The sequence below is a fragment of the Parabacteroides sp. AF39-10AC genome (assembly GCF_003635405.1).
GTDB lineage: Bacteria > Bacteroidota > Bacteroidia > Bacteroidales > Tannerellaceae > Parabacteroides > Parabacteroides distasonis.
This window is the reverse complement of record NZ_QTLP01000021.1, coordinates 20,802-38,013: the sequence shown is the minus strand read 5'-3', so window position 1 is coordinate 38,013 and position 17,212 is coordinate 20,802. Positions and strand designations below refer to the sequence as shown.

Here is a 17,212-nt window from a genome sequence, read left to right as displayed (position 1 = left end):
TATGAAAGTGAATCATATAAAACAATTATTCGTAGCCCTCTTCCTGCTGTTATCGGCGGGAACGGCTACCGCCGCCCAGTGGAAATTGGCGAAGACGAACCTGAACGCCGCTGGCAGCAAGGATACGCTCACCTTGAAGGTATCCGATAATACGGTAGATTTCTCCTCATTCCAAGTGGATTTCACCTTGCCGGCGGGCGTATTGCTGAGCGGTACGCCTATCCTCGGCGAGCTGGCGGACGATCATGCGCTCACGTGGAGCAAGCGCGCCGATGGCAGCTTCCGCTGCGTGGTATACAGCGTGAGGAATACCGAGATGAAGGCCCCGGGTGCCGTGCTACGCATTCCGGTAGAGCTGGCGGTCTCTTTCGTGGAAGGGACGTTCACGGCGAAGAACGGTCTCTTGTCCGACAAGGCATCCAAGGGACAGCCAGTCACGGATCTCACCGCTACCTTGACCTCTCATAAGGAAAAGGCCAAACTGGTCGTGAACGTATCGGGCTTGGAACAGGTGGTCAATACGGAGAAAGCCGCTGTATTGGACTGTAAGACCATCCCGGCGACCCTTCCTGATGGCAAGACCTTGACGATCGGGTACTATAAGGACGAGAAATGCACAGAAGTCGCAGGCGAATCAGACCGGAAGCAAGAAGGCATCTTCTTTGTCAAGGTATCCTATCCGGAAGACGCTGAATACGAGGCTTTCGAGCAAATCTATACCATGAGCCTGACAAGCAAGAAGGCTATCGCCGAGGGCGACATCACTCCCCCGACTGCCGCAAGCATCAAGGCGGGCCAATCGCTTTCAACCTCCTTGCTGTCCGGCGGTAGCGTTACAGATGAGGGATATCTGGTAGCCGGTACCTTCGCTTGGACATACGGAAACACCGTGGTGCCGGCAGGTACGCATGAGTACTCCGTGACGTTCTATCCGGATAACTCTTCTTATTACAATACGGCGGCGTTGTCCGTGGCGGTCAAGGTAGACACGACCTATAAGGTCACCGCTGTACAGACAACGGGTGGTGCCGTAAACGTATTAGGCAAGGCTGAGGATAACGTGTATGTAAAGGGTCAAAAGATCTCCTTGGTAGCGACCCCTCTACCCAACTATCAGCTTTCAAGCTGGTCGATCGCGGGCGAGAGCGTAGACTTGGGCAAGAAAGACACGCTCACGGTTACGGTAGGTGCGGATCGAACCTATAGCGCCAACTTTACCCCGATCCTGCATAAGGTATCTATCGAGACATTCGGCGATGCCAGCGGCGACCTTAAAGTGACCACGCCGGACGATCAGGCGGCGGATGGGCAGAAGCCGGTCTCAAATGGTGATGAATTGCAGCAAGGCTCGATCCTACAGATTGCGGCAATCCCGAGCGTGAACACCCAGCTGAAATCATTGCAGATAAACGGGGAGTCGCTCAAGGGCGACAAGGTAACGCTGACCGGGCCTTTGACGATCAAAGCCGTATTCGAGCCTAAACCGGTCAACATGGCCCTTGTCACCCTCGAAAAGAAGAACATGGAGCACGGCTCTATCTTATTATATAAGGAAGACGGTACGCTGATCACTTCCGGCTCTACCGTAGCGGTAGGCTCGAAGATTCGGGTAATCTCCCTTCCGGATGCCGGGTATAAGCTGGAGGGTAACGTCGGTCTGTCCGGCGTGACAGGACCCGGCACCGACAATCTATGCGCCGTGACCGGCGATATCACGTTGGTAAATGCCTCTTTCGTTGCGAAAGGATATGCTGTGACCGCCTCCGCCGTAAGCAGCAACCCGAGCCAGACCGCCTCCGGTACGATCACCTTGAGTAAAGAGGGTGAGGATGGTAGTTGGACTGAAGTAGGCAGTGGTGAAGAACTGGCATATGGAACGAGAGTGCGCATAGCTAAAGCGGAAGGGCAAGCCGGCGCAAGCTTGCTTACCATCTTGGCGAACAGCAAGGAAATATCCCAGAGTGATATCTTGACCGTAACCGGCCCCTTGACCGTGACGGCCGTGTTTGACCATCGGGTGAAGATCAAGAGGGAATACATCTTTTGTCCGTATCAAGAATACTACTACAGTGGCGTATCCCGCCCCTTCACGCCTTTCGCCTCGCAGACTTACGCAGGCTTCTCGTTCGATGTCAAGTATAAGATAAATGACGGTGAGGAAACTTCGACGGCTATTGATGCGGGCGATTATACGGTCGTATTGAGGCGTGCCGAGGATGGCTTGTATGAGGCGTTTGAAGAGATCTATCCGGATCCTAATAAGCCGGATGAAGGACGTGTAGGCTTGAAAATTAAAAAGTCTAAAGTGACGATAACGAAGGCTCCTACATCGCATGGAGCGAATCCTGGCACTCGACCGGGTACTGAGTTCGTGAATATTATATCAGAGACGAAGGATAATGTAACGACATACAAGATTACACCGAAAGGTGATGCTCTTAAGAATTACGAGGGTACGACTATTTACTATTATTCAACGAATCCTGTTGTGAACTTCTCTTTAGGTAATAGCACTCCTGTTTTACGTTCGAGTAATGGATCGCAACCGGAGGGTGTGAGGATTACGAATGGTGGTCTTCCTTGTGATTTGAATGATATTCGAGCAGGGGTAACGATCACATTGGAGGCTGTTGCGCCTGTAGGTCAGCACTTCGTTGAGTGGTCAGACAAAAATAGTGACAATCCAAGGGTATACCAAGTAACGGGAGATGTCGAGATTTATCCTATATATGCTCCTAAAGATGAATACCCAGCGTGTACATTGGCTAAGTCATCTGAATATAATGGCATGGCACAAACCGTGGAGGTAAAAGGTAGTGATACTTCTTGCGTGATCTCTTTCTACCAGAATGAAGAAGATTGTAATGCCGAGGTTAATAAAGTGCCATTGAAGAATCCGGGTACATATTATGTACGTGTTGATCGTCCGGAAGATAAAACTTATAAATCTTATACGAAGGTGTTTACTTATGAGATTACTTTGGGTACACCTACGGTTACATGGCCTGCGGCTTCCGATATATTGTCCGGTCAAAAACTATCCGAGTCTGTTTTACAAGGCGGTCACGCCGGTATCGTAGCCGGAACATTCGCTTGGAGCGATCCGGATAAGGAGATTACCGAAAAGGGAATGCAAGAGATTGCCTTCACGCCGACCGATCCGAATTATAAGCCGGTTAGTAGCAAGATAGAGGTGAAGGTTGTCTCCTCTACCTCTTCCTCCACCGATCCGGAAACCCCGGTCATTCCTGTGGATCCCGTAGACCCGGAGAACCCGGACGTGCCTACCGGCGTGGAGTCCATCGAGGAGGGTATGAGCCTGTATACGGCCAACCAATCCATCTTCGTGGATATGCCGCAGGAGGTTGCCTTGAAGGTGGTTGACGTAGCCGGTATCGTTATTTTCGAAGGAAAGGTTTGCGGCAAGATGGAGATTCCGGTAGGTCATGCCGGTGTCTATTTCTTGAAGTGTACCGCTCCAGATGCCTCGTTCGTGAAGAAGGTCGTGGTTCGTTAGTGCGAGCCGTTTTTATCGTATCATAACACTGCCCATCATAAGGTCTTTATGATGGGCATCGTAAGCAGCTTATACTGCCCATCGTTACGACCTAACGATGGGCAGTGTTATTTAGTAACAGATGTAATTGTTTATCTTACGTTTTATAAGAAATATCCTGTAAAAAACTTCGAATTATATTTGGTGGTATCAAAAAAGGCCGTATCTTTGCAACGTTCAAACAAAAACAATAAAGACAAGAACAATGACACGCAACTTGCAAAATAGTCTCATTATTTCTCTAAACATTATTCTACTCTGGGAACGGGATAGGAAGTGAGACTGTATGCTTTGCGAGCATTACGATAGATGAAAGAGCCTTTCTCACTTCCTTGTGAGAGAGGCTTTTTTAGTTAGTATAGGATATTAGTAAATTAAGAATATAAGATTATGTCAGACAGATTATTTATTTTCGACACCACCTTACGTGATGGTGAACAGGTTCCGGGATGCCAGTTGAATACAGTGGAAAAGATTCAAGTAGCTAAGGCATTGGAACAGCTAGGTGTTGATGTGATCGAGGCTGGTTTCCCTGTCTCCAGTCCCGGGGATTTTAAGAGTGTGGTTGAGATCTCAAAGGCCGTGACTTGGCCGACCATCTGTGCCTTGACCCGTGCGGTGGAGAAAGATATCGACGTGGCAGCCGAGGCGTTGAGATTCGCTAAGCGGGGACGTATACATACCGGAATCGGCACTTCTGATTCTCATATCAAATACAAGTTTAACTCCACGAGAGAGGAGATTATAGAGCGTGCGATCGCCGCCACGAAATACGCTAAAAAGTACGTGGAGGACGTAGAATTCTACTGTGAGGATGCCGGGCGTACGGATAATGAATATCTGGCCCGTGTCGTGGAGGCCGTGATCAAGGCCGGGGCTACCGTAGTGAATATCCCGGATACGACAGGATATTGCTTGCCGGATGAGTACGGGGCGAAGATTAAGTATCTGATGGAACATGTGGATGGCGTACATAACGCTATTCTTTCCACTCATTGCCATAATGACTTGGGCATGGCTACTGCGAATACCGTACAAGGCGTGTTGAACGGAGCCCGTCAGGTGGAGGTAACCGTAAACGGTATCGGTGAGCGTGCAGGTAACACGTCATTGGAAGAAGTCGCCATGATTTTCAAGAGCCATAAAGAACGTGATATCATCACCAATATCACGACGAATAAGATCTATAGTACGAGCCGTATGGTTTCTAGCTTGATGAATATGCCGGTACAACCGAATAAGGCTATTGTCGGACGTAACGCATTCGCTCATTCCTCCGGTATCCATCAAGATGGCGTTTTGAAGAATGCGCAAACCTACGAGATCATCGATCCGAAGGATGTGGGTATCGATGATAACGCGATCGTATTGACTGCTCGTAGCGGTCGTGCGGCGTTGAAGCATCGCCTGCATGTTTTAGGTGTGGATCTGGAGCAGGAGAAATTGGACAAGGTGTATGATGAGTTCTTGAAACTGGCCGATCGTAAGAAAGATATTAATGATGATGATGTTTTGATGTTGGTCGGAAAGGATCGTACGGCCACACACCGTATTAAATTGGAATATTTACAGGTAACTAGTGGTGTTGGAGTACAATCAGTCGCAAGTATTTGTTTAAATTTGTCGGGAGTAAGAAAATACGAGGCTGCGGCTGGTAACGGTCCGGTTGACGCAGGCATCAAGGCGGTGAAAAAAGCCATTAGTAATAGTGACATGACGATTCAGGAATTCTTGATTCAAGCCATTAATAAAGGTAGCGATGATACGGGCAAGGTGCATATGCAGGTAGAGTATAACGGGGCTACCTATTATGGGTTCTCCGCGAATACCGATATTATCGCCGCTTCCGTGGAGGCTTTCGTGGACGCCATCAATAAGTTTATAGTAGACTAAAAATAGACAAGACAATGAGCAAGACATTATTTGAGAAAATCTGGGACAAACACGTGGTGGACACGTTGCCCGACGGAACCATACAATTGTATATCGACCGTCTGTATTGTCATGAGGTGACTAGCCCGCAGGCTTTCGCCGGATTACGTGCACGTGGATTGAAGCCCTTCCGTCCCGCGCAAATCACTTGTATGCCGGACCACAATATCCCGACATTGAACCAAGATAAGCCTATCGAGGACCCTATATCCAAGAATCAAGTGGATACCTTGGAAGAGAATGCGAAGTATTTCGGCTTGACGTATTACGGTCTTCAACATCCGAAGAATGGTATCATCCATGTGGTAGGTCCGGAGACAGGCTTGACGCAGCCGGGTATGACGATCGTTTGTGGTGACTCCCATACTTCTACGCACGGTGCCATGGGCGCTATCGCCTTCGGTATCGGTACGAGCGAGGTGGAGATGACCTTGGCTACCCAATGTATCATGCAGCGTAAGCCGAAAACGATGCGTATCACGATCGATGGTGTACGCAAACCGGGCGTTACGGCGAAGGACTTTGCTTTATACATTATTAGTAAGATGAGTACCAGCGGTGCTACGGGCTATTTCGTAGAGTACGCTGGCGAGGCGATTCGTAATACGACCATGGAGGAACGTCTGACGATCTGTAACCTTTCGATCGAGATGGGTGCCCGTGGCGGTATGATCGCTCCGGATGATGTTACTTTCGATTATTTGAAAGACCGTGAGTTTGCCCCGAGAGGCGAGGAATGGGAGCGGAAGGTGAGCGAGTGGCGTCAGCTGTATAGTGATCCGGACGCTAAGTTCGATAAGGAGATCGTTTTCCACGCCGAGGATATCGACCCGATGGTTACGTACGGTACGAACCCGGGCATGGGTATGAGTATCAGCAAAGATATTCCCTCCTTAGAAAGCGTGCCCGAGGCAGGCCGTATCTCTTATAAGAAGTCTTTGGATTATATGGGCTTCAAGGCAGGCGAGTCTATGTTGGGTAAGAAAGTGGATTATGTCTTTTTAGGTAGCTGTACGAATGGCCGTATCGAGGATTTCCGTGCTTTCGCCTCTTTGGTGAAAGGAAAGAAGAAAGCGGATGATGTAACGGTTTGGCTGGTTCCCGGCAGTTGGCAGGTAGAGCGGGAGATTCGTGCCGAGGGGATCGACAAGGTTTTGGCCGAGGCCGGCTTCGTCCTTCGTCAACCGGGATGTTCCGCTTGTCTGGCGATGAATGAGGATAAGGTTCCGGCGGGTAAATATGCGGTCTCCACTTCCAACCGTAATTTCGAGGGCCGCCAAGGACCGGGTGCTCGCACCATCTTGGCGGGGCCGCTTGTGGCCGCCGCCGCCGCTGTGACAGGTAAGATCACGGATCCGAGAGAACTGATGTAAAGACTAATCTAATAAAGTAGCATAAGATGAAAACAAAATTCAATATAATCACAAGCACTTGCGTGCCTCTTCCTTTAGAGAACGTGGATACCGACCAGATTATCCCAGCCCGCTTTCTGAAAGCGACTACCAAGGAAGGGTTCGGCGAGAACTTATTCCGGGATTGGCGATATGATAAGGAAGGTAATAAGATCGAATCATTCGTCTTGAACGATCCTACGTATAGCGGAAAGATATTGGTAGCGGGAAAGAACTTCGGTTCCGGTTCCAGCCGTGAGCATGCGGCTTGGGCGATCGCCGATTACGGTTTCCGTGTCGTGGTCTCCAGTTTCTTCGCCGATATCCATAAAAACAACGAGTTGAACAACTTCGTGCTGCCGGTTGTTGTGACTGAAGAGTTCCTCGCTGAATTGTTCGATTCGATTTACAAGGACCCGAAAACTGAGGTCGAGGTAAATCTACCGGAGCAAACGATCACGAACAAGGCTACGGGCAAAAGCGAGCATTTCGAGATCAACGCCTATAAAAAGGATTGCCTGATCAACGGATTGGACGATATCGACTATTTACTGGCAAATAAATCAAAGATAGAAGCCTTCGAGGCAGCACGCTGATTATGATAGAAATAATGGATACAACCCTCAGAGATGGGGAGCAAACTTCGGGCGTCTCCTTCGCCGCTCACGAGAAGCTCAGCATAGCGCAAGTGCTGCTGAGCGACTTAGGCGTGAACCGGGTGGAGATCGCCTCCGCCCGTGTGTCGGACGGAGAGTTTGAGGCCGTGAAGCGTGTAGCCGCTTGGGCCGCCCGTTCCGGGAACCTAGACAAATTGGAGGTCTTGGGTTTCGTGGATGGTACGGTCTCTCTCGACTGGATTGAATCCGCAGGTTGCCGTGTCGTGAACTTGCTTTGCAAGGGCTCTTATAAGCATGTCACCGAACAGCTTCGAAAGACTCCCGAGCAACACGTTGACGATATTCGTACGGTCGTATTGGAAGCGGCGAAACGGAAGATCGACGTGAATATCTATTTGGAGGACTGGTCGAACGGTATTAAGCATTCCCCGGATTACGTATTCTTGGTAATCGATGCGTTGAAAGGACTTCCGATCTGCCGTTTCATGCTCCCGGATACCTTGGGAGTCTTGAATCCCGGAAATACCTACGAGTATTGCAAGATGATGGTGGACCGCTACCCGGATTTACGGTTTGACTTCCACGCGCATAACGACTATGATCTTGCCGTAGCGAATGTATATTCCGCCATCCGTGCGGGTATCAAGGGAATCCATACGACCGTGAACGGTTTGGGAGAGCGTGCGGGTAACGCTCCTTTGAGTAGCGTACTTGCCGTTATCAAGGACCAGTTGGGAGAGGAGACGAGCTTGAGGGAGGAAAAGATAAACAAGGCTAGCCGTTTGGTTGAGACCTACTCCGGGGTGCATATCCCGCCCAATAAGCCGATCATCGGAGAGCATGTGTTTACGCAATGCGCCGGTGTCCATGCGGACGGCGATAGCAAGAACAACCTGTATTGCAACGACCTGCTCCCCGAGCGTTTCGGACGGGTTCGCGAGTACGCCTTGGGCAAGACCTCCGGAAAAGCGAATATCCGCAAGAATCTGGAAGCGCTCGGTATCGACATGGATGAGGGCTCGATGCGTAAGGTCACGGAACGGATCATTGAGTTAGGGGATAAGAAAGAAATGGTTACCCCGGAGGATCTTCCTTATATTATCAGCGATGTGCTTCATCATGATAATGCGCTGGAGGATCAGAAAATACGGATCTTGAACTATTCCTTATCCTTGGCCCAAGGGCTGAAACCGGTGGCTACCTTGAAGATCGAGATCAATGGCGAGGCTTACGAGGAATCGGCTTCCGGTGATGGCCAATACGACGCTTTCGTTCGTGCCCTACGCCGGATTTATTCCCGTTTGAACCGCCCGTTCCCGATGTTGACGAACTATTCGGTATCCATCCCGCCGGGAGGACGTACGGATGCGTTTGTGCAGACGGTCATCAGCTGGAATTATGCCGGGGTCGATTTCAAGACTCGTGGTCTGGACGCTGACCAGACTGAGGCGGCGATCAAGGCGACATTGAAGATGCTGAACAAGATAGAGGATTAATAATTAAAAAGGTAAAGGGTATGAAAAAGTTGACTATCGCGCTTGTAGCGCACGACAATCGTAAGGCGGAAATGGTAGAATGGGCGGTACATAACGCTGAGTTCTTGTCTCACCACCATATTGTTTGTACGGGTACGACCGGAAATTTGGTTCGTAAAGCTCTCGAGGAAAAAGGGGTGAATGCGGATATTGCTTGCATGCATTCCGGTCCGATGGGAGGCGATGCTGAGATTGCCGCTATGGTTGTCCGTAAGGAGATCGATTTGGCGGTCTTTTTGATAGACGACTTGAATCCGCAACCGCACGAGGCCGACATCCAGATGTTGCTTCGCCAGTGCCGTGTTCATAACGTACCTATCGCTTGTAACCGTTATAGCGCCGACTTGATGATTACAAGTACCCTGTGGGATGATGACACGTATTTCCCCACGGAGCCTAAGTATGTACATTTTAACAGAGAATAATAACAAACATTTACGATGAAACTGAATATAGCAGTACTTCCCGGAGACGGGATCGGACCAGAGATTTCCGTGCAAGGCGTGGAAGTAATGAGTGCCGTTTGTGAGAAATTCGGACATGAGGTTCACTATGAGTATGCCCTTTGTGGCGCTGACGCGATCGATAAGGTAGGCGATCCTTTCCCGGAGGAGACCTATCGGATTTGTAAGGATGCCGACGCTGTTCTTTTCTCGGCTGTGGGCGATCCTAAGTTTGATAATGATCCGACAGCGAAAGTACGCCCGGAGCAAGGTCTTTTGGCGATGCGTAAGAAGTTGGGCCTGTTCGCTAATATCCGTCCGGTGCAGACCTTCAAATGCCTATTGCATAAATCGCCGTTGCGTGCCGAATTGGTGGATGGCGCGGATTTCTTATGTATCCGTGAGTTGACCGGTGGTATGTATTTCGGTGAGAAATATCAAGACAACGATAAGGCATACGATACGAATATGTATACCCGCCCGGAAATCGAGCGTATCTTGAAAGTGGGCTTCGAGTATGCGATGAAACGGAATAAGCACCTGACGGTTGTTGACAAGGCGAACGTACTTGCCTCTTCCCGTCTATGGCGCCAGATCGCTCAAGAGATGGCTCCTCGCTATCCGGAAGTAACGACAGACTATATGTATGTGGACAACGCCGCTATGCGTATGATCCAAGAGCCGAAATTCTTCGATGTAATGGTAACCGAGAATACGTTTGGTGATATCTTGACGGACGAGGGTTCTTGCATCAGCGGCTCTATGGGCTTGCTGCCTTCCGCTTCTACCGGAGAGAGCACACCGGTTTTCGAGCCGATTCATGGCTCTTGGCCGCAGGCGAAAGGGCTGAATATAGCGAATCCTTTGGCGCAAATCCTTTCGGTAGCGATGTTATTCGAGTATTTCGACCTCAAAGAAGAGGGCGCCTTGATCCGTGAGGCCGTAGACGCTTCCCTCGACGCGAATGTCCGTACGCCGGAAATCCAAGTGGAAGGTGGAGCGAAATATGGAACGAAAGAAGTGGGTAGTTGGATTGTCAATTATATCACGGAAAAGTAGTATAAATAGGCCGATTTCGCACCAGTAGTGGCGCAGGCTCACACGTATAGTGGCATCGGCTCACGCGAGTAGTGGCGTAGGCCAATACCACTACTCGCGTGAGCCGATGCTACTATACGTATAAAAACAACCTTAACGAGCCATCTTCATCAACTCGTCGATAGTCGTTTTATCATATCCCATATCCTCAGCTTTCTTGAAGTCTAAGGCGGCCGATGCCTTCTCATATTGGGCGAGTTTTACTTTGCCTCGCAATACATATAAAGCGGCTGTCGGGGTACTTTCCACGAAAACACGATTGATATCGGCCATAGCCCGGGCGTTCTTGCCCATCATGAAGTATAGATCGGCACGGCCTTCGTATAAGATCCATTCACGGGGCATCTCGCTGATCAAGTAATTAAAGATGCGTTCGCTCTCATCGTAATTCCCCCGTAGCTTTTCGAGAATCGCGTGTCCCAGACGTCCTTTCACGGATTTTTCGTTTACTTCCAGTATCTTATCGAAATCCTGCTCGGCCAAAAGATAGTTCTTATGTTGTAAATGAAGCATTGCCCTGCAATATAACGCCTCTTGATGATGGGGGTTCAAGATTAACAAGGCATTGTAATCGTTCGTCGCTTTTTCTATCTCACCCATTTCCGTATATAAGCCGGCACGATTTTCCAGTATGGCCTCATTATTCGGATGGCGGCTTAGGGCGGCGGTATAGGAGAGAAGGGCATCTTCCAGTTTCCCTTGTCTGCGCTGTATCGTCCCGAGATTCATGAGCAAGGCGTAGTTGTTGGGGTTTCCCGGTTCGAGGCGCATGGCGGCTCGTAGGCTCTCTTCGGCGGAGACTAAGTCGTTCTTGTCCAAGAAGTCAAAACTTTTCTCGACAAACTTCTCGTATGTCTGAGCGTGGCCATAGCCTATTGAAAGGAAAAGGGCGGCGAGTATCGCAAGGATTTTCATGCTGTCGAATTTAACGTGTTATTTGATTGATCGCAAAGCTACGTAATTATTTCATGGTTTTACCAGATTAAAAAAACTTTATACCTTTGCTACATTTCATAATATTTTGGAAGATCAGATTGTTATATAATTAATAGATTAATTAAAATAGAAGAGATATGGTATTATTAGCAGCTGTAGAAGCGAGTTCTAAATTAGAGGAAGCTATCAGATCCTTGGTTGAGCATGGCTCCCAATTGGGTTTTACGATTATTAAAGCCCTTATTGTCTTCTTGGTGGGACGATTGGTTATAAACTTACTTAATAAACTGGTTCGGAAGATATTGAGCAAACGGGATATCGATCCTTCTGTCAAGACTTTTGTCGGCAGTTTGGTGAATGTCAGTTTAACCATTTTATTGATTATTTCAGTCGTAGGGGCGTTAGGCGTTCAAACTACGTCGTTTGCCGCCTTGTTGGCTTCCGCCGGTGTCGCTGTCGGTATGGCATTGAGCGGTAACCTGTCAAACTTTGCCGGTGGATTGATCATCCTTCTTTTCAAGCCTTATAAGGTGGGTGATTATATTGAGGCGCAGGGCGTTGGCGGTACCGTGAAAGAGGTCCAGATGTTCCATACCGTATTAGGTACGGTTGATAATAAGGTCATTTATATACCGAACGGCTCTTTGAGCAGTGGCGTTGTGACTAATTTCAGTAACCAGACGACTCGCCGTGTAGACTGGACCTTTGGCGTGGAATACGGCAGCGATTATGAGAAAGTAAAGCAAGTGATAGAGTCTGTATTAGCGAAGGATTCCCGCATCTTGTCCGAGCCGGCCGCTCCGTTTATCGCCTTGACAGCCTTGGCGGACAGCAGCGTAAACGTGGTGGTACGTGTTTGGGTAAACAGTTCCGACTATTGGGGCGTGTATTTCGATATTAACAAGAATATCTATGCGACCTTCAATGAGGTAGGTATCGGTTTCCCATTCCCGCAACTTACCGTACACCAAGCGAAGGATTGAAGTTCGTGATAATCTATGACTTGTCCTTAAAAGGAATCTCTTTGTTCAAAAATCTTTGAGTTTCGTTAGATGAGCGGTTATTTTATAGATGGTTGAACAAAAAGATTTATCTTTGTGAATCGCAAATTAGAGATTAGACACAGAGTGTATATGATATTACGGAACTTTATTTTATTACTTTAGTATTTTTATTTGATTATATTTAAGTAGAATGATTTAAGGCTCATCCTTATATAGATTAAGGGTGGGCCTCGTTTTTTATAGTAGTGTGTAGAGATTCCACACTCTCGTGGGGAAATTTTCCACATTCCACGGTTTGTTCCACACTTTGGCAACCGAATGATTGATTCTTCGCTTTTGGTTAATTGTCGGATTTACAACTTGTTATTCTCTTGTCGTTTTTTAGGGTGAGTTTTGGCACGGAGATTGCACCCTATACTGCGAATTTATGATGTAAGAGAAAAAAGGTTTAGGTATTTAGGTTTTTAAGGTATGAAAAAGATTGTTTACGGGGTTATTGTCGCTTTATGTGGCTTATTTATTGCCCCTGATGTAGAAGCGCAAGCCGGGATGGCCGGTAGCGCTAAGGAAACAGTGGCACAGGATAAATTTTATCCGATCGAGGTAACTGATATGCCCCAAGTATTGCGTGATGCGGTAAATACTTCCTATGAGGGATGTATGGTGAAATCAGTTGAGGTGTCAAACAATAGCACGTTTGTGAAGTATAAGGTAGTATTACTTTCCAGAAATGGTAAGATATATAAGGTTTATTTCGATGACAGAGGTCATGTCGTAAAAGAACATGCTTATTTCGAGTAAGCCTGTGAAGATATTTATTGAGTAGATTAGATTTCCAGCCGTTTTGCCTGTGAAGGTGGAGCGGTTTTTCTCCAAAATATATAGTTTCATGATATTACTATATAAATACACTGTTTACATTTTTAGTAGTATAGTCGTCCTGTTCGTGAGAATAGGACGATTTTTGTTATAAGACGCTAAATCGATTGTTAATCTCATACCCCCTCAAAACCTTTTCTAAACAACCCCTGTTTAGACTGTGATTAATAAATAAAATCTATTTGATTATGGACAAAAAATGTACTCTTATTGCTGCGGCCCTGATGGTTGCGGGCGTATTCTCGGCTAATGCTCAGTCGAGTACGACCGTTCCGGAGGCTCAGTGGAAAGCCGGTAACTATTATTATTTAAAGACAGGTTCTTCCGTTTTGTCTTTAAGTGGTGAGAAAGCCGACTCAGTAATTGTTAAAACTTTGGCGTCAGACGCTACCAAAGCCGCTATTGATTCTGCCTTGTGGCAAATCACGAATGCGGGCACGACTCCTGCTGGTCCTGTGTATCAATTCAAGAACAAGAAGACACAGGCCGTTTTGTCGTTTGCGGCTTCATCTACGGCAAAGCCTGTTATCACATCGGGCGTGAATCAGTGGACATTCTCTGACGCTGCCGGTGGTAGCGCTATTCAGGCTTATTTCGGAAACAATCAAATCTTGGCGTTGGATGTAGCTGGGACAGACTTGAGCTTAGGTTCTTCTGCCTCTTCTACGAAATTTACCGTAGAGGCTCCTAGCGACGCTATGTATTTGAGCGCAAGTGAGCTAGGGGATGGTTTCCAAGTCTTTCAATTGACGTTTGGAGGAAATTATCAAGGAAATATCTTCGAGGGTAAGAACTTGATAGCGAAGAATACGGCGGCTCCCGCTACAGGCGCTATTGCGAACGCTAAATATGTGACCTTGCAGATCCAAGGTGACCAAGTATTTAGTGATGGTAAAGCAAAATACTTAGGTGTCGATACATTGAAGAATGTGATAGCCGGTGCTACCGGTGTATATGGGGCTAAGTTTACGGCTGACTCCACCTATGACGCTAGTGGCTTGCATACACTGGGTAACGCTGATTTCCAGAAATTCTATTTCACGATCAACTTGAAGAACGATGCTTTGGCTATGTATGCCGCTGCCGCTCCGACCGTGAACGCAAGTCCGATGACCTCCGTTCCGAACGTACGTGTCGTATATGCCAGCGTAATCGAGACGAAAGCCTTGACCGTATCTGACTTGCAGTCCGGCTCTACTCAACCTGCTCAAGGAGCCGCTCCTGTTATTACCGTAACGAAGGGAACTCCTTCTACGATCGCTACAGGTACAGGCGTATACTTCTTGAAGAGCGCGAGCAAGGGCGATAAGGGCGGACAATACGCTGTCGCTTACGATAAGAGTGCCGCTTCCGATAAGTTGGTAACCGCGGCAGGTTTCAAACCTTCTATTTATCAACCGAAGGGACAATGGTATATCAAGGAAAACAACGGAATGTATTCGGTTGTAGACCGTAATACGAATACGACTATTATTTCTAACGAGGAGATCTTCGCCGTTCAAGGTATGGCCAATACCTATACATTTGGGGGTAGCACCGATTCTATTACGGTGGAATATCAAGCGAATGTGGATTTAAAGGATAAATTCTTGGGTACTCGTCACTTCTCTGCGGAGGAACTCGCCGATAATGGTTATGTATTGAACTTGATCTCCGGTACTCCGGGTGTAGACGATCTGTATGCGTTTACTTCTGATTCCGTATTGATGATTAAATCCGGTGACGCAGCGAACGCAGCCGCTCTTCGTATCGTGGTTAGCCAAGATTCCGTACAGAATGTAACGGATGGTTTAGGTGCCCGTGCTTTAGGTGATACCTTGTATCATGCGACTTATATGTTGAAAGAACGTTTCAGCAATGATTTGGTTGCCAGCGAGAATGGCGGACCGTTGAAATTATCTGATTATACCGCTCCGTTGGAATTCGTATTCAATACGGCTACGACCGGTGGCAAATACCAGATGGCTACAAGGGTAGGCGCAACCACCCAATATGTCTTTATGAACGTGAATACGGCGAACTTGATCCTTTCCGATAAGGTTAACTACTTCGACTTTGTCGCTGTAGAGGCTCCGGAGTACGCTTCTATCGACAACTCTCACAAGCGTTTCGGCACGAATGGTAAGTTCCTGACGATGAATCCGCTGAATTTCTTCGCCGAAGTGAAGAATGAAGGCCAAGATATCTTGAAGTCAACTTATGAGACTGACAACTTCTCTTTATGGGTTCAAGAAGCCGATACCGTGATCGCTGGTAAACCGTTGTATTTCATCACGACATCGATCTATACTCCGGAGACAACTACCAAAGCTGTTTCTCCTCGCTACTATATGGTATCCTTGCGGGATTCTAACGAGACATTCGTTAGCAATGGCGCTACTTACTACCGTGTAGGCTTCAGCGATAAAGCGAATATCGTTCCGTCTTTGGATAACAACGCTTTGTTCGCCTTCAAGACAACTCAGGATGGTGGTTACTTATTGGAGAACCAGAAAGAGCTGAATCGCACCGTGGCTGCGGGCGAGTTGAAGACTCCTTATGTAGGTGTGGTAAACAATGTTGTGGTAATGTCTAATGTTGGCGTTCCGTTCACGATCGAGAATGCTCCGACTCCGGTTTCCAACGAACAATTGGAAGAGGTTGCCAGCTTCACGGTAATCGCTGGCGAGGCTAGCGTTACGGTCTTGAACGCGGCAGGCAAGACGGTTACATTGTCTAACATCTTAGGTCAGACCACCGCTTCCGCTATCGCTTCTTCAGATAACTTCGTGATGCCGGCATCGAAAGGTATCGTGGTAGTTTCCGTTGATGGCGAGACCGCCCAGAAGGTCGTCGTTAAATGATGAATAACTGATAGTGGATATCAGTCTGTATACTAACGCCGGGATTCCTACTGTATGGTAGGGATCCCGGTGCTTTTTTATAGGTAGGCCATTTGTATGGAGGGATTCTACTCCTCCAGTTTATTCTTTAGATAAGCGATCTTCTTCTCTGATTTCTCTTTCAAGGTGTTCATGCTCTTGATATCGCTTAATACGGTGGCGAGGTTGAAGGTGTTGACGATCGCTTTCTTGTCGGCGTCCGCCATATATATAATGTAAGGCTTGCCTCCCGTGTATTCCACCTTGATCCGCTCTTTCTCGTTATCGTAGATGAACTTGACGGCATCGACGCAGTGCTCCCCCTTGTAGGTCACTACCTCCGTGGTGCTTCCCATATCCTTGAAGCGGTAATTCAGTCCGCCGTCGTACGGGATGGAAGCGGTCTCGGCGAATTGGCCGTCTTTCAGGCTCAGCTTGATTCCCGTATGCTCGATGGGGCGTCCGCCGTAATATACGCTGGCCAGATACATCTCGCCCTCCTCGTTCACGCCGCAACGTACGTAACAACGTTGCACGTTGCGCTCGATCGTCTGCTGTTTCCAGATATAATTGCCGATTTCCTCGTAAACGGAATCCTTTTCGAAAGCGAAGCCTTTCTTCAATCCCTCTACTTCCTCCAGCTTGATCGGGAGTAAGCTGTCGCAGAAAGCGATGTTTCGCTCCGCCTCCTTTACTTCTACTTGGCGCATAAGCGTTAATCCCTGCTTCAGTACCTTTACTTCCTTGGGATAGAGTGCCCGGATACTGTCTATCTCGTTCTTCGCCCCGAAAAACTCGTTATTCTCGTACATGGCCCGGGCCTTGTCCAAACGGGCCTGAGCCGCTTTCTCGTCTCCGTTACAGCCCGTTAAAATGGCGGCAATGAGCGTTATACAGATCGCTAACTTTTTCATATCTTTCTCGTTCAATGTATTTGATACCGCAAAAGTACATGAAATT

Annotated in this window: 12 protein-coding genes; 10 read left to right on the top strand and 2 right to left on the bottom strand. The window is 48.0% G+C overall.

What is annotated here, in order from left to right; genetic code table 11:
- The first annotated feature begins 1 nt into the window (after window position 1).
- The 7 genes from DW033_RS17355 (at window position 2) to leuB (ending at window position 10,533) form a co-directional block, all read left to right on the top strand.
- Complete coding sequence (locus tag DW033_RS17355; protein WP_005864394.1) at window positions 2–3,517, top strand: hypothetical protein; 3,516 nt, start codon at window positions 2–4, stop codon at window positions 3,515–3,517.
- Window positions 3,518–3,946: 429 nt separating this feature from the next.
- On the top strand, window positions 3,947–5,449 hold the full coding sequence (locus tag DW033_RS17350; RefSeq protein WP_005864398.1) for a 2-isopropylmalate synthase: 1,503 nt from the start codon (window positions 3,947–3,949) through the stop codon (window positions 5,447–5,449).
- Window positions 5,450–5,463: 14 nt separating this feature from the next.
- Window positions 5,464–6,861 (top strand): 3-isopropylmalate dehydratase large subunit, encoded by a 1,398-nt coding sequence (gene leuC / locus DW033_RS17345; RefSeq protein ID WP_005864399.1) that lies wholly within the window; start codon window positions 5,464–5,466, stop codon window positions 6,859–6,861.
- Window positions 6,862–6,887: 26 nt separating this feature from the next.
- On the top strand, window positions 6,888–7,475 hold the full coding sequence (gene leuD, locus DW033_RS17340) for a 3-isopropylmalate dehydratase small subunit (protein ID WP_005854475.1): 588 nt from the start codon (window positions 6,888–6,890) through the stop codon (window positions 7,473–7,475).
- A 2-nt stretch (window positions 7,476–7,477) separates the two neighbouring features.
- Complete coding sequence (locus tag DW033_RS17335) at window positions 7,478–8,992, top strand: alpha-isopropylmalate synthase regulatory domain-containing protein (protein WP_008778605.1); 1,515 nt, start codon at window positions 7,478–7,480, stop codon at window positions 8,990–8,992.
- A 20-nt stretch (window positions 8,993–9,012) separates the two neighbouring features.
- Entirely contained in the window at window positions 9,013–9,456 is a 444-nt protein-coding gene (locus DW033_RS17330) for a methylglyoxal synthase (RefSeq protein ID WP_005854477.1), read from the top strand.
- 15 nt (window positions 9,457–9,471) lie between these two features.
- A complete protein-coding gene (gene leuB, locus DW033_RS17325) occupies window positions 9,472–10,533 on the top strand; it encodes a 3-isopropylmalate dehydrogenase (protein WP_122382972.1) in 1,062 nt (353 codons plus the stop codon).
- Window positions 10,534–10,665: 132 nt separating this feature from the next.
- Here leuB and DW033_RS17320 read toward each other — a convergent pair whose 3' ends face one another.
- Window positions 10,666–11,487 (bottom strand): tetratricopeptide repeat protein, encoded by an 822-nt coding sequence (locus DW033_RS17320; protein ID WP_008780061.1) that lies wholly within the window; start codon window positions 11,485–11,487, stop codon window positions 10,666–10,668.
- 158 nt (window positions 11,488–11,645) lie between these two features.
- Between DW033_RS17320 and DW033_RS17315 the strand changes: the two genes are divergently transcribed.
- The 3 genes from DW033_RS17315 to DW033_RS17305 all read left to right on the top strand — a co-directional run bounded on the left by DW033_RS17315 (window position 11,646) and on the right by DW033_RS17305 (window position 16,234).
- Window positions 11,646–12,491: a mechanosensitive ion channel family protein gene (locus DW033_RS17315; RefSeq protein WP_005854480.1), complete on the top strand. Its 846-nt coding sequence runs from the start codon at window positions 11,646–11,648 to the stop codon at window positions 12,489–12,491.
- 492 nt (window positions 12,492–12,983) lie between these two features.
- On the top strand, window positions 12,984–13,313 hold the full coding sequence (locus DW033_RS17310) for a hypothetical protein (protein ID WP_005854481.1): 330 nt from the start codon (window positions 12,984–12,986) through the stop codon (window positions 13,311–13,313).
- A gap of 266 nt (window positions 13,314–13,579) precedes the next feature.
- Window positions 13,580–16,234 (top strand): DUF6383 domain-containing protein, encoded by a 2,655-nt coding sequence (locus DW033_RS17305; RefSeq protein ID WP_122382971.1) that lies wholly within the window; start codon window positions 13,580–13,582, stop codon window positions 16,232–16,234.
- Window positions 16,235–16,341: 107 nt separating this feature from the next.
- On the opposite strand, the gene DW033_RS17300 is transcribed toward DW033_RS17305, so the two are convergent.
- Entirely contained in the window at window positions 16,342–17,166 is an 825-nt protein-coding gene (locus DW033_RS17300) for a hypothetical protein (protein WP_011966674.1), read from the bottom strand.
- Window positions 17,167–17,212: the final 46 nt, after the last annotated feature.